The following is a 16316-nucleotide window of genomic DNA, read 5'->3' on the forward strand; positions in this document are numbered from 1 at the left end:
GGACATGCCGATGCGCGTGTCCGCGCTGGCGTTGAACAATGCGCCGAAGTTGTAGCCCCAGGCGGAGTCACTGCCGGCGATCTTGCTCACCCCTTCCACGCCCGGACCGTATCGAAGAGAACCGCGCACCGTACTTGTCAAAACGGCCAATTTCTTTGGCGCCTTTGCATTTAGCGGCAGATATGAATATTCGGTCGGGATTTCTTTTTCAGAAATGGCCGCGGCGCTTAAAGCGATTATCAAAAAAATCAATGTTGGTGAAAATTTGGAACAGGTCATCAGTTTGGACGGAGGTTCCGGAGCAAAAATCTGTCTTGTTAAAAATGGTAAACCGGAGGCGCTCAACTGGGTGGCTCCGGGATTTCGCAACCGAATGGGTGATCCCAACGGAAACACCTATTCCTGTCTGATGCTGAAGATAGCAGACTGACTTGGGGGATTGCATGACAGGCATTGCACTAGCAACAGCAACAGTAGCCATAATACCAGAAGTGCCAACCTTTGCAGATTTTTTTCAAGGTCTGCCTTTAACTCAACCTTCTGCATGGGAAGAAGGACTCAATGCTTTGGAAGCGGCGTCGAGCTTGCCTACTTTTGATCAAACTATTCGCACCCAGTTAGCAACAGCTGTGAGTGAATTCAGAACCATGCTTGGTATTGGCGGAAATGCTGAAGAGGCCAAAACTCGTCTAGTGGCTATTTTGAAAGGATTCAACGGAGCTCTGCCTACCCCCACAACAAAAACAATCCGTTTTGCACCATCCGCGGCATCCGCATTGGCACATTTAAAGTACCGTCCCACACAACTTCATTATTCACCGAGCCCAGAAGATAGCACAGTGAGTTTGCCGGTTCCAGCCGGAGTGAGTGAAACAATTCCCCTCAGAGCAGGACAGTCCGTTCCTAGAGTGCTTTCTCTTTCTCTTTTTCCTCCTTTCAGCAATGGAAGCGGCACCTTTGCCACAGCCGTAGCAAAAGACCTTAAGAATAGAGGCGGAGATGTAAGCATGTTGTTTTTGGGAGCGCGTTTTGATTCCAGCGCTTCTTTTCCACAATACCTTTTCCCATTTACGTCACCTTTTCATGCTTCCAAAGCGGGCGCGGCACTAGCCCCTTTGCCGGTTTTTGAGTCCAACCCGGCAAGTCCTGATGGAGTTCGTTACAGAGACATGACACCGGATGAAATGGAAGCCTATGCGGAAGGCGTTGCCGATGCGGTAGCTGTTGCCGCCAGAGACATGCAACCGGATGTGCTTCTTGTAAATCATGCGTGGATTGGTGCGGAAGCGGCAAGAAGAACGGGACTTCCCTACGTTGTTGTCTGCCATGGAAACTGTTGTGATCATGTCCGTGCCGCATACCCACAGGGCCCTCAAGGTCCTTTAAGTTCTCCATATCCTTCTAATTTGGGAGAATATGTTTTTGCCGGAGTCCAAGGTGCCAACAGTATTATAACAGCAACCGATTTGGTAAGCGGAGCTATTCCGGCTGTATATGGCGTTGATTTGCGAGATGTTTATACTATTCCCCATGGATTTTCAGGAGATGTTTTTGCACCGGCCCAACTGGATCGCGCGCAAGTCTTGGCTGAATTAGGGATCTCTTCCGAAGGGATCACGCATGTTGTCGCTTTTGCCGGACGCATGGCTGAAGCCAAAGGAGTTGACACACTGATTCGTGCGGCGGCTAAAGTAAAAGAGGTTATGCCCGGAGTTCGTTTCGTTCTTGCCGGAGGCGGAGGTAAACTTCAGGAATATAAAGATTTAGCCGCAAATTTGGACGTCGCGGATACCGTGATATTTGTAGGAAATAGAGATCACAATCAACTTTCCAGATTCTTTAATATTGCAGATGTGGGCCTCGTCACTTCCAATACGGAACTTTTTGGAATTGTTGCATTGGAAGAAGCCGGAACAGGGCTTCCAATCATTGCCAGCGATGTAGGAGGACTGCGACAAATTATCACAGAAGAGGTTGGAGTCCGTGTTCCACGCGGGGATGATAAAGCCTTTGCCAAAGCTGTTATCCAAGCTCTGAGAGAAAACATGAAAGCACGCATGGGTTCCGGTGTTGCGGCTCATGTTCATGCCAACTATTCATGGACAAGCAGTGGTGATCGACTCGTTCCATTGCTCAGAAAGGCGGTGGGAGAAGGAAGAAGAAGTCAGCAATCCACCGGTACCGCGCAGGGCACAAGATAATCTAAACCTGCGGGATGTTTTTTTGTAAAATCTGCATCCCTTCCTGAAAAATTTTTTCTGTCTGTTTAGATTGCGAAGAATCAACAAGAAATCGGACCAAATCTTTTTCGGTTTTCGACATTCTAAGCCAAAGAAAAGTGCCATCATCCCAACTCAATTTAAAACCTCCAAGGGTTCCACCAAATGTCCGGGGTTCAGCCTGTTTGAAATAGGCTGTCATCTCTTTCTGAATTTTTTCTATCCGACTTGAATCAATTTTCAGATTTAATTGGCGAGTATAATATTTGGGGTAGAGATCCAAAAGTTGTGGCAATGTTTTTTTCTGCTCCACCAGTAGTTCCAAAATTTTCAACAAGGTCATAATCCCGTCGCGACACCGACTGGGAGGAATAATTCCGCCTCCAGAACCCCCTTCTCCGCCAACAACCGCTTTGGTTTTTTTCATCATCGTCACTACATTGGTCTCTCCCACATCAGTCTCAATCAATTTCGCCTTGTATCGTTTAACAATCGAGGCCACGACTCCTGAAGTGGCGGCATTAACCACAACTGTTTTGCTTCCCTTTGTCTTTTTCAGAACCTGATCAACCAGAAGAGCCAGAATGTAATGACCCGACAACAATTCACCTCCCGGCAAAATAATTTCAAGGCGGTCTCCATCGCAATCCCAGGTAACACCAAAATCAGCCCCACTGTCTTTAATCACAGGGCCCATGTGCTTCAGCGAATTGAGCGTCGGTTCAATAGAGTGGGCGAATTTCCCTTCCACCATATTCAACTCCACCGTTTGAATCTGAAGAATATCGAAGAGTTTTTTCAAAACAACAATGATGGCCCCTCCGTTGGGGTCGACCACAATTTTGAGTTTTGATTCGCAAATTTTCGCAACGGTTTTCTCACCAATCCAATCCAGTAAAAAGCGGATGTAGTGTTCCACATAAGGACGTTCGGGATCCTGAATTTCAGCATGATAATTTTCGATGACCTGTTGAATCTGATCGGGCATCAGAGCACCGCCATCTCCCCAAAAAAATTTGAACCCGTTCCATTCCGGCTCGTTGTGACTTGCCGTAATCATTACTCCCCCTTCACTTTTCCTATTTCGAATTTCAAATTGAACCATCGGTGTTGTGGCCACACCGATATCAAAAATATGGCAGTGGGCTTTTTTCAGACCCTCCATAATTGCATTTTTTAAAACGAAACTCGAATGACGTGTATCCATACCAACCAAAACTTTTGGATTCACGTCCAAAACATGTTTGAGCCAACTTCCATAGGCGTAACCATAATTCTGGGCAACTTCTGTTGTCAGACCCTGTCGGAAAATGCCGCGCACTCCTGAAAAAGATTCCACCAACTTGACCTTGTGTCCGACATAGATAACGCTGAAGAGCTCAACATACGGTCCCATAGCCACCGGTTTCTCTCCATATCCTGCCAATTGCTGTTCCGGAACAATGGCCGCGCGTATTTGTGCCAGCGAAGATGCAATCACATCATAACTGGTTCTATCGTTTTGGGAGGCATGCGCCCGGATGGCATTTAATTTCTGTTCAAAAACATCAGCGGGGATAGAAACAACGGCATTAAAATCTTCCCTATTGAAAAGAGACCAAGGGCTTTCATAATGCCAGAGAGCCAATGTTGTGGGGTGAACCTTTGTGTATTGTTGCACCGCACGATGAACAATCTGGTTGCACAAATGATGGGTGGGATGGGGATCTTCCGAATTGGGAAGAAAAAGCAGTTCGGGTTGATATTTTTCCAGAAGTTCGGTTATTTTTTCAAGGTCTGCACTTTCAATTTTCCCGCTTTCATAAAGTTTCAATCGTAAAAAAACAACTTCGGTTCCCAGAATTTTTCCCTCTTTGGAAGACTCTTCTTCCCGCAAGCGAATACGATCTTCCTCACTTAAACCTTCAATCTTCGCACGATGACCCGTTGTCATCACGACAGAGAAAACCTTGTTTTTTTTGCTTAAGAGCGAGGTGATCCCTCCGGCGCAGATAGAAGTATCATCTGGATGGGGAGAAAACACGAGAATGGTTTTTTCTGTGGGCAAATCGTCTGGATAATAAACCTTTATGTCACTCATGGATTTCGAACACCTCCGGATTGATTTTTAAATTGGCCAAAGCCGCTTGATCCACAATTACAGTCAAATGATCATGTTCCTTCAAAAAAGAAGCGGGATGATCGGGGTTTGCTTCTTCTTGAAGAAAGTTTTTCAAACTTTCTGTTTTATTTTGTCCCGTCACCAACAAAAGAAGATTTCGGGCCTCCAAAATATTGGCAATTCCCATTGTAAATGCGTGTGTCGGGAGAGGTCCTCCTTCCAAATCTTTTTTGTTGTGATGCAAGGTCTCCTCCGTCAGAGCCACAATCCGGCAACGACTTTCCCTCAAAGAACCCGGTTCATTAAAACCGATATGCCCGTTGATTCCGAGCCCCAAAATTTGACAATCGATCCCACCAATATTTTTGATTTCCTTTTCATAGGAGGTGCAGGCCACCAAAGGATCAGGAGTATCCCCCTGCCACAAAGAAACCTGAAAATCTTTAAGCCCCCAAGGGACAACAACATTTTCCCGAATGTAAAACGCAAAGCTTCGTGGATCTTTTTGGGCAAGCCCTGCATATTCATCGAGATGAAAAAAATGCATCTGGCTCAGGTCAAGGCGTTCCTCAACCCTTTTTTGGGTAAAAAATTGATAGGCTCTTTTGGGGGTAGAGCCGGTAGCGAGACTCAGACAAAATTTTGGCTTCCTTTGAATCTGTTTTGTTAGAAAAGAAGCGGCTGTCTTGGCAAGAGCCTCGGCATCTTTAACGATAAAAAATTGTTTCATTACTTTTGTAAAATTTGACCAAGCTCTCTTAAACCAAAATCGTCGCCAGATGCCAAGCGTTTTTGATAAATTTTTTCCAAACTTTCTCTTTCCTCAGCGGATAATGCGGCAACCTCTTCATCAAATGTTCGAAGATATTTGGAATTAAAACGATGAAGACCTTTCAAACTGACAAACGATTTGAGATCCCAATCGGTCATTTGACGATTGAATATTTCGTTCATCACATGATCTGCAATTGCATCCTGTTGTTCCGGATGTTGTCTGAAGGCGGCCAGCGATTCATGTAAATCCCAAGCCCAATGTTTTTTATCAGCGCGTGGATTGTAAAACACGGTCACACCGGCATCGATTGTCATTCCCGTGGCAAAACCACCCCATTGCGCCAGAGAAGTATCTCCACCCAAACCCGCTTTGATAGGATTTCCGATATACGACCACGTTGTCATTTTCCAAAAACGGTTTTGTCCCCATTGAGCGGGAGTCATTCCAAGCAAGGGTGCACTTAAAAATTGCCACGGAACAACCACACCCCATGTCTGACCCAAAGAAACGAGTCTTCCTCCTGTTTCAAATTGAGGTCGCATCATGTCGTTCCCGTTAAAACCGGTCAAGATCGTAAGTCGATCCGCCATTGCAGGATTAAGTCCGGAACCAGCTAAAGGCCCAACTGGATAATCGATGGTTGGGCGAATAATTCTTTTTAGAGGTCTTGGAACCAAATAGCGATACGCAACGGCCAAAGCGTCAAAAGCGGGGGCCAACAGTGGTTTCGTTTTTGTGCCGGTATTAGTGTTTGCGGTCAAACCTTTTTGAACCGCCTTTTCCATTCTGAAATCAATGTCCCAATAGGCTTTTCCATAAAGCATCATGGACTGAATATTATTTCCAATTTCGGCAACGTAGCGAAAACGAAGAGCCTGATTGTAATTAAAATCAGAAAAATCTGATGCCTTTGCACCGGCCATAAGCCGAAAGAGCTGATAGGAAGCCATACTTAATGGAGCCGCGGTGTCGAGACCAAAAACATTGCTTCCAAAAAGTTTCGAGTAAACCCCATTGCCGGCATAAAGAGCGGTGGCAAATCCTAAAGGAGTATCAATCGACATATCCGTAAGATCCAATTTCCCATTTTTGTTATGAGTTAGATCATAGACAACCGGCACTGCCGCGGCGGCTCGAATAGGAACATGACCTTTTTTGACATACCATTCTTTGAAAGGGGTCCAGGCTTTTCCCAGAATTTCAACACCCTTTCTCAAGAGAGGTCTGCTTGCCAAGGTGCTGGATGCACGACTGGCAAAGAAAGCGCTTGCCCTGCTGGCAAAAACGCGGACCACCGCCCCCATTCCCATAAAAATTGCCCCGAACAACAAAGAGGAACCCGCTGTAATCGCCGTTTCACCGGCAAGACCTAATTCATTGGGATCGTTTGGATCTGTTCCCGCCAGAAAGCGTCTTAAGGGGACTGCTAATGCGGCGCCAATAGTACCACCAACAACAGCGCCAACAGGTCCTCCAAAAACAAAACCGACCACAGCACCAACCACCCCCGCGACATCAACAATCCATCTATATTCCGGTTTCTTTTCCACCGGATTTTGTATTTTAGCGGAAGACACAAAAACATCCCGAGGAGGAAGAGGAGCAGAGTTGTCTGCTAAAAGTTCAATTTCTCTTGGACCATCAATAAGAAATGGAGGTAGAGGAGGAAGAATGGAGGGGGGGACCAAGTTGATAACAGGCATCATAAATATCTCTTAGAAAGTCCCCCAGGACCGGTCCTGACTATCTCAGAGAGGAGGCCTTTGCAAGAAAAATTGTCATTTAAAATCTTGCCTATTCCCTCATCAAATGCTAGACGAGCTCATCCCAAAAATGGAAGGAAATCTTTAATTCATGAGAACACTGAACTTCCTCGACTACTCCATTATTGTTGCTTATGTTTTGATTTGTTTTGTCACCGGTTTTTATTTCACCCGAAAAGCATCCCGCTCCACGGAAGATTATTTTGTAGGCGGGCGCTCAATGCCATGGTGGCTTTTGGGAACCTCGATGGCCGCCACCAATTTTTCGGCAGATACTCCTCTTGCGGTCACCAAGTACATCTTTCAGGAAGGTATTGCCGGTTGCTGGTTTTTCTGGGCCGGTGCCATTCAGGTTATGCTTGCCACTTTTCTTTTTTCACAACTTTGGCGCAAAAGCGAAGTCATTACTGATGTTGAAATTGTGGAAAAACGTTACGGTGGGAAACCCGCCTCTTTCTTGCGTGGCTTCAAAGGTTTTTATTTTGGAGTCCTTTTCAACTGTGTCGTCATGGGCTGGGTTTACAAAGGTCTGATTAAAATCATGACCGGCGTAACCACTATGGACACCACCCAAGTTCTTATTATTTTTACCTCCATTGTTGTTATCTATACTTTTGCCTCGGGTTTTTATGGCGTCATTTGGACCGATTTTATCCAATATTTTATTGCGGTTGGCGGAACAACCGCACTCGGATTTTATGCTGTCAAGGAAGCCGGTGGTATTTCTACAATGCTGAGCAAACTGGACACAATGTATGGCGCCAGCAGTGGCATCACCCAGTTCTATCCTACTTGGCCGCAGGCAAGTCAGTGGATGCCTATTTCTGTTTTTTTGACCTACATTTGCGTTCAATGGTGGGCCCACAAATTTGCTGATGGAGGTGGAAAACATATTCAACGCATGTCCTCTGCCAAAAATGCAAGACATGCCGTGTTGGGAACATTCTTTTTCGCTTTCATGAATTTTGTGATTCAAGTCTGGCCCTGGATTCTCACCGCTCTGGCGGCCCTCGTTATTTTTGGTCGCAACATGGTGGATCCTGAAATGGCCTATCCAATGATGATGGCCAAAGTGTTGCCTCATGGCGTACTGGGAGTTGTCGTTGTTGCCGCCATCGCCGCTTTCATGTCAACGGTTGCCACCCACGTCAATCTCGGCAGTTCTTATATGATTAATGATCTTTATCGGCGCTTTTTGGTGAAAAAAGCATCGGATAAACATTATGTCATGGCTTCCCGTATTGCCACAGTTGTGACTTTGGGCCTTTCCATTCTCGTTGCAATGAATATTCAGTCGATTGGAAATACATGGAAACTGCTGGTGGAATTTACCAGCGGCGCGGGGCTTACTTGGATTTTGAGATGGTTCTGGTGGCGAGTCAACGCATGGACCGAATTCACGGCCATGGTAGTTTCGGGCATTGTCACAGTAACTATTGAATTAGTTAATCCCGGAATGCTTTATTCCTATAAAATGTGGATCATTATTAGTATCTCAACCATTTCATGGTTGATTGTCACCTTCCTCACCAAACCGGTAGATGAAAAAGTTCTGAAGGAATTTGTAGCCAAGGTGGGACCTGCAAGATTTGGATGGAGTCATATCTATGCAAAATATCATTTTGTACCCTCCTTTAAATTGAGAAGTGCGTTGTTGAGCTGGGTCATAGGTCTTGTCTTTTTGTTCACTCTGAATTTTGGCATCGGGGATGTCCTTCTGAAAAATAAAGTGGAAGGTGGAATAGAACTCGTTATCGCCCTTGTCTCCTTCTTTATTTTGATTGCACGCATCGCAAAACAGACATCCGAAAAGAAACCGAAAGAAGTATTCGTGCAAGACGCCGACCCCTCCCCCGAGGCTGTTTGATATGCAGCAGATAGAGAAGCCATGGGGTCACGAGGAAATCTGGGCACAGACTTCAAACTACATCGGCAAAATTCTGGTGATTAACAAAGGGCATCAGCTCTCCTATCAATATCATCAAAAAAAAGAGGAAACGATTTTGGTTTTGGAAGGTCTTTTGGAAGTGGAGTTTGAAAAATCCGGAAAACGGGAGAAAAAAATTCTAAAACCCGGAGACACCTTTCACAACCCACCCCTGCAGAAGCACCGATTCACCGCTCTGGAAAACTGCCGCCTAGTAGAAGTTTCAACCCTCCATCTCGATGATGTCATTCGTCTCGAAGACGACTACGGGCGTAGCTGACAAAAGAAAGCTATAAAATCCCCTCTTCCCTTTGCCGACGAATGAAATCGCCCAGAAGTGGTACTGCGAAAGAATAACGTCCGTGACGATTTTTATAAACAAGTCCGTTGTCGGTCAATTTGGACAACATTTGATTGACATGGCTCGGACTGAAGGGTTTGCCGAGAGCCCCTTTTGATTTTTCCACAATATCCTGCAGGGAGAATTCTTCATTACAGTTTGGAAGTTCTGAAACAATGGACAACAGCTCCCGTTGCCGGTCTGTCACACGATTCCAGCGGCCTGCAAAAAAATCGGTGTCCAGCTTGCGAACCATCTCGGAAACCGTCACACCAGGATGCACTTCTCCGCTGGCCTTTTGTTGAAGATAAGAATCAAACATTTCACGGCATAAAAACTGGATAAAATAGGGATATCCCCCCGAATATTTTATGATTTCCCTGACGGCGGCTTTACTGAAACGGACCGGTGAATTCTGTTGTTCTATGGGTTTGAGAATGGCGTCACCACTTTCGTTTTCATTTAAACGCCCGAGTGTCATGACATGAAACATGCGTTCTGAAAAAGTCCTAGCGTCAATCAATTTTGGAAACAAGGTCGGAAGACCCGTCAAAACAAGAAAAAAAGGCATCCCTTTTTTTTGAATCGACTGAAAAACATCCAGCAATAGGGAAAGAGGATATTGATGATCAGATGCCTGGTCACCCAAATTTTGAGCCTCATCATAAGCCAGAACAATTCCGTGGCACTGGGATTCCTGCAGACAGGACCAAACAAGATTCAACACCGACTTCAATTTGTCAGAAGTCAAACCGGGTGTTTGATCATAAACACGCCTGAGAATGGAAAAATCAAGATGAATGGATTGTTTAACCGATGCGGAGAGAAAACCGATTTGACGTTTTTCTTTCTCCCCAACAACAACGCCCGCGACCAGCGGGGCCAAATCGGCCAAAATTCTAATGGCAATATTTTCTTCGCTGACACTCGATGATTCCGACAAATCTGTTCCGGCCCAAAGCCATTGTTTTTGAATGGCAAATTGTTTGAATGTTTCCAACAAGACGGTTTTGCCCACTCCGCGCAACCCGGTTAATATCAAATTGGAGAGAATTGGACTCTGATCAAGCATCCGTGAGAATTCGATTTTTTCCTTTTCCCGACCGGCCAAATAAGGTGGAGGATGCCCGGCACCAGGACGAAAAGGATTCAAAAGAGTAAAATTCATATCCATAAAGCAATATTTATAAATTTATTAAGTGATATAAATTTATATGTCAAAAATGTCAATTAGGCAATATTGAGAATCTGCATCATATTGGTTGCGCCGCGCAATAATTGGGAACCTGAAACCACGACGACTTTGTCCCCTTTCGACAAAATCTTTTCGCGAAGCACCGCTTTTTCTCCAAGCACAATCATTTCATCGGTTGAGACACCCATAGGAGCGAAAACCGGATAAACTCCCCAGTAGAGCGCCATCTGGCGGCAAACCGTTTCACTGGGGGCAATGCCAAGAATCGGTTTTTTAGGTTTCAATTTCGAAATCATTCGAACCGTACCCCCCGTCATAGAAAAAACCAAAATTGCTTTGGCTTCCACTTCATCAGAAGCTTGGCACGCCGCGTGTACCACCGCGTGCGCGAAAGAACTGCGATGATGCGCGTGCTCTGCATCTTCTTCATCGTGTTCATAATGGCTTCGCTCCGCTTCCCGGACAATACGCGCCATCACGGCAACTGCTTCAATCGGATATTTTCCTTTTGCTGTTTCTCCCGACAACATCACGCAATCGGTCCCATCAAAAATAGCATTGGCGACATCAGAAGTTTCCGCTCTTGTTGGCACCGGATCATCAATCATCGACTCAAGCATTTGCGTTGCCGTAATCACGATAGTCCCTGTTTCATTGGCTTTGCGGATGATGCGCTTTTGCAATACAGGCACCTTTTCAAAAGAAAGTTCCACGCCGAGATCTCCTCTGGCCACCATCACCCCTTCGGCCTCTTGAAGAATTTCATCAAGATGATCCAGCGCCTCTGCTCTTTCAATTTTCGCAATGACGGGAACATAAAATTTATTTTGTTTCAAAATTTGTTTGAGTTGCAAAACATCTTTGGCCTGCCGCACAAAAGAGAGGGCAATGGCATCCACACCCAACTCCATTCCAAATTTTAAGTCGTCCAAGTCTTTCTTTGTCAAGGCAGGCGCACTGATACGGGTCCCCGGCAGATTTATTCCGGCATGCTCTTTAAGCCATCCTCCATACACCACACGACAGGCAACGGTATCATCTGTTTTGGAAAGCACTTCCAGACGCATTCTCCCGTCATCCAACAAAATGGGATCTCCTTTTTTGACGTCATGAGGGAGGTGTCCATAAGTGGTGGAAACAATATTTGCATCTCCCAATTTGTTCTTTGTGGTGATGTGAAATTCATTGTTTTTGATCAGGTGAACCAATTTATGATTTTGTAAAAGACCAGTTCGAATTTTTGGGCCCTGCAAATCCAACAAAACGGCGACTGGTTTTTTTAATTTTTTGGAAAGCCGGCGAACCATCTGAAACCTGCGTTTGTGGTCGGCATGTGTTCCGTGGGAAAAATTAAAACGCGCGACATTCATTCCGGCAGAGATCATTTTTTCCAAAACGGTGGGGATATCGGTGGCGGGGCCCAAAGTAGCTACGATTTTTGCGCGGCGTTCAAGAATGGACATATCGCTAAACTTTTCGCTCCTTGAGTAATCGCAATTCTTTGTGGATCGGCCAATCGCTGAAAGCCAACACCAACATCATAATAAAATTAACCAACGGAATGAACATCAACAACCCAAAGAAACCGCTATTGCCGGTTTTGGACCAAATACGGCACCAGACAACGATGAGAAAAATCAGAAAAGCAAGACCGATCATCGCAAACATCAATCCGAAAGCAGACGCGGCGAAAGTGCCCAACCACGAACCCACATGCTCCATCTGACGTTCTAATTGTTCTTCCATAGTAAATCTCCTTTCCGGCCTTAAGAGGCGCGTTGGAAAGATTATTAAATGAAATCGTGAAGGATTGCAAAGAAGGATTGTGGTGTTTGTTTGAAAAAGTCAGAACCCATTTTGCGGAGAACCCCCACGAATGAGGACGCCCCGCCACCGCCTCGCGGACTCGGCGGACACCAAAGAAAAATGTTCCTTGCTTTTCGGATTTGCGCGCGACCGATTTCTTCTAAAAAGGAAAGGACATTTTTCTTTGGTGTTCTGCCCTCCAAGTATTCGGGCAGGTGGCGGGGCGACAATTCTATCCGCTCGGGCATGGCGGAATTCCCCCCACACCCCCCTTCCGCCATGCCCTCGCTCGGACGGACGGATTTTTCGGCGGCGGCATTACCAAACAATATTCTCCCAATATTGTTGACTTGCTGCAACTTTTGCTTTTGCCACAATTTTATTCTTTTCTGTGGCAGTCAAAAGGTCAGAGAGAATATTGTTTGAATTTGCTGGATCTACTACCCGAGCGAAAAGAGGATTTCCGGTATCTTTGGCGAGCTCCTGAAAAATATAAAAAGCGTTTGAGGCAAAATCAGTTCCTTTGTATTGTAGAATATTTTTTACAATCAAATATTCTAAATAAATTGAGGGAAAATCTAGCTGATTTAGCTCGCGCCAAATCTTTATGATCTTAATTTCATTTGTGCGACCAGATTGAGAAATATCAGTTATGTGTTTTTGAATATTTGTTTGCTGGCGCGAGCCTGATTTTGAGAGATAAACCCAATGGTCATTAGTAAGTCCATTCTGTTTTCTCGCCGGAGTAACATCAACTTGAAGTCCGCCTAGATTTATTCGGACAGATACGTTTTGTTTGCGAACATTCTGATAGGAATTATTTAGTTTCGTATAAAGTCCGTCATAAATACTTTTAAGCCCGCCACTATTTTCATTACACCCACTCGTTAGAGAAACAAGGTAATCTACATCAGAAGCAAGAGATATAGCAGTTCCTTTTGCCCGCGAACCAGAATCCAAAATATTTACATAACAACTGCTCGCCTAAGATTGTAGGGTGCTTTTTAGCTGTGAAATTTGTTGCGAGTAGTTGATTAAACTTTTCGCTGTATATTTCTGTAATATTTGAGCTAAGTACATTTCAGCGGTCATAACTAGTCGTAATCATTGAGGTTACAATGTCATTTAGTAATCTGCCGCGAAAGTTTGTTACCGCCGAATGTCTTTTCCCGTCTAACTTTTTCATTTGTTCGTCAGGTATCTTGCCCTTGTCGTATGGAGCATAGATAACTAACGCACATTCATCGGGTTTTTTAGTAAGAATTTCATCAATGTTCTCCGCCCAATCATGCCAATAAACTAGATACACTGAAGCTTTTTCTGCTTTCCCCAAATCGCCATTTTGCGTAATTACGAGAATGTTTTTCTCCCGAAATAATCTCGAATCGCAGAGTAAATCCGTTAAACTTTTAACATTATCACCCTTCGCAAAAATAGCGATTTTTCTTTTTGCTAGACCATTACCGAGACGCAGAATAGCTGGGAGTATGCCTCTAAACCAAAGATAGATTGCATATACTATTCCAGCGATAAGGACTACCGTTTCGATTGCTCCTACAGCTGCAAGCGTATTCCAAATTGTTTCTGCATACTGGTTCATAAATTATTTTTTGACGATAAAAATGGCATCAGAGACAGTGTTGTATTTTTTGCCGTCCATCCAATCAAATTCAATATCTAATTTTGATGTATCCTTTGCGTTAAATTTATCAAGATAAGAATTAACCTCGTCGCCTAATAACTCTATATTTCTTTTCATTTTCCAACTCTCCTCCATATTTTCCTTATCAATCAAAACCAAAAATAGACGGTTGGCGGCATCAAATCTTCGTTCGCCTTGCTCCTCGTAAAGCCACTTGATAAGAGATTTTTTGTCCTTGATAGTATCCTCAACAATTTTCCAGCGCGCTTCTTTGAATTCCGCAATGAATTTTTTAGATTCCGCGTCAGTTCTTTCGGAGATTCGTGTTAGCAATTCTGACATTAGGGATTTATCCTTCTGGGTTTTGTCATATTGAATACCCTTAGTTTTTGCAAATCGTTTTAGAAGCTGAATCTCTGTTGGCAAACCAAGCGTTTTGCGCTTAGCAAGCATATATCCTTCGGGGAAATATGTAACTTTTAGATCAAACGGAACATTGGAAATAAAGAAGTCCACTTTTTTAATCAAGCCAACAGTAGGAATGACTTTTTTGTTATCCTTGGAAATGTCTTCAATCAAAATTGAAGTCCAGTGATTAAACCACGAGGACTGCACATACCCACGCATACTTGCGTGAATTTCATTTTCAATTTTCTTATTCAAAAGATCAAAGTCTTTAATTTTTTTGATGTAGTTATCAACGATACTTTTCTCAAGATTATTTTGGTAGATTCCTCCCCAATCGAGGACTTTCATTTTATATAATTCCGAAACAAGTTTTGTTTCGTTTGCCTTTCGCTCTGCGCGTTCAACAGAGTATTTTTGCGCGATAAATCTATCAACGATTTTCTCATCCGGCTTGGACTCGTAGATGTGCTCAAAAAGCGCCGTGCCTCTAACGCCAGTAGAATCAATCCCATTTTCTGTACAAAAATTCACCATCAATTCTTTGCGAGAAATTGATCTCAATTTGAGCCAATAAACACTGTCAGGGTCTTTTAATAAGACATCAAATTTATTGTCCTGGTATAGCTGTTTGAATTGTTTGAATTTACTCATAGCAATAAAATAAATATTCTTTTGTTCCCTTTTTTGAACCTTTGCCGCCGTAATGGTTTTGGTATTCGTGTTCGAATACTTTAACTTTCTTGTGTCGGCTTATCAATTCAATCATTGTCTCCTTTTCAGGGTAGCTTTCACTATTGTAGGAAATGAGCCAATACGGAATATGAGCACTGGCGGCAAATAGCTTTTTGAAAGAATCGATCGTTTCTTCCTTTCGAACAAATCCACTTTCCTTTTTCGGAAAATATTGTTTTGTGCCATTAACAAATTCTTTGTCCTTCCAATATTCAACAAATGTCTCTAGGAAATGATAAAACGCTTGATAATCGGGATGACAGCCATAGTATGGGGGGTCAAAATAAACCAAATCAATATTTTTTAATTTAGGAATTAGTTGAATTGTATCTTCGCAGTAAACCTCATTTTCCTTTCCATTATCGAAAACAGCATTGTTATATTCTGGTAAAAGTTCAAAAAATAGGTCTTTAATCGGGCGTGCAATAGTTGGGTTTCTTTTTACGCGTAATGGATCTTTGCTGTACCGCAAAGCACTCAAATGAGCGAAATGGCCGAGTAAAACTTTTCTTGTCAGGGCGCGATTCATGACCGTGAGAGCAAGAGATTTTTTATACTCGTTATCGAGTAAATTCACATTGGCTCGGAAGTTATCTAGAAATCGCGCCTGATCTCGCTCGAAAAAAACATCTGTAAAAACATCTTCAATCAATGAACCCGCTCTTTTATTTTCTGAAAACAGCAATTCGAGATCATTGTCGTCAAGTGTAATGTCGCTATTTTCGATAATGGCTTTGCCGATATGGTAATTAAATTTTAAAAAATCGTTTACACTGACTTTCTTACCTTTGTTTTTGAAATAGTAACCGACTACAGAAGTTCCACTAAAAGCATCAAAAAAATGTTCGATATCTTTGGGCGCATTATCAAAAATCCATTTAACCAAACGTTCCTTGCTGCCAAGATATTGCGTCTTGGGTAGTTTATGTGTTTTAACCGCATCTCCGAACAATGTTGTTTGTGCTTGTTGTGATATAAACATAACTATTTTTTCAAAAGGTCATCAACCGAAACCTCAAGAGCTTTCGCAATTTTTTGAATGGTCTCAATCGTTGGATTTGGGCTTTCGTCAAGCTCTATTTTAACAACCGTATTGAGAGATAAATCAGCAAGTTTTGAGAGCTTATCTTGCGAAAGCTCTTTTTCTTGTCGTAATCTTTTGATGTTCTTGCCTATTGTGGACATAGTAGATTATAATGTATGGAAAGTGATATAATACTTTTGTGACTTGCAAATCAATTATATCAGCTTTCCATTCTCTCCTCAATGCCGCCGCCAAAAATCTCGTCCGTCCCCGCAAGAACACGGCGGAAGGGGGGTGTGGGGGGAATTCCGCCATGCCCGAGCGGATAGAATTGTCGCCCCGCCACCTGCCCGAATACTTGGAGGGCAGAACACCAAAGAAAAA

At 43.7% G+C, this 16316-nt stretch carries 15 protein-coding genes; 4 read left to right on the forward strand and 11 right to left on the reverse strand.

Translation table 11 applies throughout. The features are described 5' to 3' along the window. Nucleotides 1-82 precede the first annotated feature (82 nt). Both HY877_02315 and HY877_02320 read left to right on the forward strand, forming a co-directional pair. Nucleotides 83-430: a hypothetical protein gene (locus tag HY877_02315; protein ID MBI5299117.1), complete on the forward strand. Its 348-nt coding sequence runs from the start codon at nucleotides 83-85 to the stop codon at nucleotides 428-430. 13 nt (nucleotides 431-443) lie between these two features. Continuing rightward, nucleotides 444-2201, forward strand: a complete 1758-nt coding sequence (locus tag HY877_02320; GenBank protein MBI5299118.1) for a glycosyltransferase family 4 protein — start codon at nucleotides 444-446, stop codon at nucleotides 2199-2201. Nucleotide 2202: 1 nt separating this feature from the next. Here the strand turns inward: HY877_02320 and HY877_02325 are convergent, their stop codons facing one another. Genes HY877_02325 through HY877_02335 form a run of 3 tightly spaced genes read right to left on the reverse strand, consistent with a single transcriptional unit; the run spans nucleotide 2203 to nucleotide 6801 of the window. Beyond that, entirely contained in the window at nucleotides 2203-4299 is a 2097-nt protein-coding gene (locus HY877_02325; GenBank protein MBI5299119.1) for a PIG-L family deacetylase, read from the reverse strand. Beyond that, nucleotides 4292-5050, reverse strand: a complete 759-nt coding sequence (locus tag HY877_02330) for a glucosamine-6-phosphate deaminase (GenBank protein MBI5299120.1) — start codon at nucleotides 5048-5050, stop codon at nucleotides 4292-4294. The genes HY877_02325 and HY877_02330 overlap by 8 nt, the downstream gene beginning before the upstream one ends. Continuing rightward, on the reverse strand, nucleotides 5050-6801 hold the full coding sequence (locus tag HY877_02335) for a hypothetical protein (GenBank protein MBI5299121.1): 1752 nt from the start codon (nucleotides 6799-6801) through the stop codon (nucleotides 5050-5052). Before HY877_02335 ends, HY877_02330 begins: the two co-directional genes overlap by 1 nt. Nucleotides 6802-6949: 148 nt before the next feature. Here HY877_02335 and HY877_02340 point away from each other — a divergent pair, with 148 nt between their 5' ends. After that, nucleotides 6950-8725 (forward strand): Na+:solute symporter, encoded by a 1776-nt coding sequence (locus HY877_02340; GenBank protein ID MBI5299122.1) that lies wholly within the window; start codon nucleotides 6950-6952, stop codon nucleotides 8723-8725. Continuing rightward, on the forward strand, nucleotides 8718-9065 hold the full coding sequence (locus HY877_02345) for a cupin domain-containing protein (GenBank protein MBI5299123.1): 348 nt from the start codon (nucleotides 8718-8720) through the stop codon (nucleotides 9063-9065). The genes HY877_02340 and HY877_02345 overlap by 8 nt, the downstream gene beginning before the upstream one ends. A 10-nt stretch (nucleotides 9066-9075) precedes the next feature. On the opposite strand, the gene HY877_02350 is transcribed toward HY877_02345, so the two are convergent. The 8 genes from HY877_02350 to HY877_02385 all read right to left on the reverse strand — a co-directional run bounded on the left by HY877_02350 (nucleotide 9076) and on the right by HY877_02385 (nucleotide 16093). After that, the gene (locus HY877_02350; GenBank protein MBI5299124.1) at nucleotides 9076-10293 is read right to left on the reverse strand and encodes an AAA family ATPase; all 1218 of its coding nucleotides are present in this window, start codon (nucleotides 10291-10293) and stop codon (nucleotides 9076-9078) included. 62 nt (nucleotides 10294-10355) lie between these two features. After that, a complete protein-coding gene (gene pyk, locus HY877_02355) occupies nucleotides 10356-11783 on the reverse strand; it encodes a pyruvate kinase (GenBank protein ID MBI5299125.1) in 1428 nt (475 codons plus the stop codon). Between the two features lie 4 nt (nucleotides 11784-11787). After that, nucleotides 11788-11988: a hypothetical protein gene (locus HY877_02360; GenBank protein ID MBI5299126.1), complete on the reverse strand. Its 201-nt coding sequence runs from the start codon at nucleotides 11986-11988 to the stop codon at nucleotides 11788-11790. Between the two features lie 456 nt (nucleotides 11989-12444). After that, entirely contained in the window at nucleotides 12445-13086 is a 642-nt protein-coding gene (locus HY877_02365) for a nucleotidyltransferase (GenBank protein MBI5299127.1), read from the reverse strand. A gap of 121 nt (nucleotides 13087-13207) precedes the next feature. Then, a complete protein-coding gene (locus HY877_02370; GenBank protein MBI5299128.1) occupies nucleotides 13208-13726 on the reverse strand; it encodes a hypothetical protein in 519 nt (172 codons plus the stop codon). A gap of 3 nt (nucleotides 13727-13729) precedes the next feature. Next, the gene (locus HY877_02375) at nucleotides 13730-14827 is read right to left on the reverse strand and encodes a hypothetical protein (protein MBI5299129.1); all 1098 of its coding nucleotides are present in this window, start codon (nucleotides 14825-14827) and stop codon (nucleotides 13730-13732) included. Next, nucleotides 14820-15890 (reverse strand): DNA adenine methylase, encoded by a 1071-nt coding sequence (locus HY877_02380; GenBank protein MBI5299130.1) that lies wholly within the window; start codon nucleotides 15888-15890, stop codon nucleotides 14820-14822. The genes HY877_02375 and HY877_02380 overlap by 8 nt, the downstream gene beginning before the upstream one ends. A gap of 2 nt (nucleotides 15891-15892) precedes the next feature. Beyond that, entirely contained in the window at nucleotides 15893-16093 is a 201-nt protein-coding gene (locus tag HY877_02385) for a helix-turn-helix transcriptional regulator (GenBank protein ID MBI5299131.1), read from the reverse strand. Nucleotides 16094-16316 lie beyond the last annotated feature (223 nt).

The sequence above is a fragment of the Deltaproteobacteria bacterium genome (assembly GCA_016213065.1).
Taxonomy (GTDB): domain Bacteria; phylum UBA10199; class UBA10199; order SPLOWO2-01-44-7; family SPLOWO2-01-44-7; genus JACRBV01.

Coding starts and splice junctions, on each gene's coding strand:
- HY877_02380 (MBI5299130.1), bottom strand. CDS start 15,890: ATGTTTATATCACAACAAGCACAAACAACATTGTTCGGAGATGCGGTT.
- HY877_02335 (MBI5299121.1), bottom strand. CDS start 6,801: ATGATGCCTGTTATCAACTTGGTCCCCCCCTCCATTCTTCCTCCTCTA.
- pyk (MBI5299125.1), bottom strand. CDS start 11,783: ATGTCCATTCTTGAACGCCGCGCAAAAATCGTAGCTACTTTGGGCCCC.
- HY877_02385 (MBI5299131.1), bottom strand. CDS start 16,093: ATGTCCACAATAGGCAAGAACATCAAAAGATTACGACAAGAAAAAGAG.
- HY877_02325 (MBI5299119.1), bottom strand. CDS start 4,299: ATGAGTGACATAAAGGTTTATTATCCAGACGATTTGCCCACAGAAAAA.
- HY877_02330 (MBI5299120.1), bottom strand. CDS start 5,050: ATGAAACAATTTTTTATCGTTAAAGATGCCGAGGCTCTTGCCAAGACA.
- HY877_02340 (MBI5299122.1), top strand. CDS start 6,950: ATGAGAACACTGAACTTCCTCGACTACTCCATTATTGTTGCTTATGTT.
- HY877_02370 (MBI5299128.1), bottom strand. CDS start 13,726: ATGAACCAGTATGCAGAAACAATTTGGAATACGCTTGCAGCTGTAGGA.
- HY877_02350 (MBI5299124.1), bottom strand. CDS start 10,293: ATGAATTTTACTCTTTTGAATCCTTTTCGTCCTGGTGCCGGGCATCCT.
- HY877_02320 (MBI5299118.1), top strand. CDS start 444: ATGACAGGCATTGCACTAGCAACAGCAACAGTAGCCATAATACCAGAA.
- HY877_02375 (MBI5299129.1), bottom strand. CDS start 14,827: ATGAGTAAATTCAAACAATTCAAACAGCTATACCAGGACAATAAATTT.
- HY877_02360 (MBI5299126.1), bottom strand. CDS start 11,988: ATGTTTGCGATGATCGGTCTTGCTTTTCTGATTTTTCTCATCGTTGTC.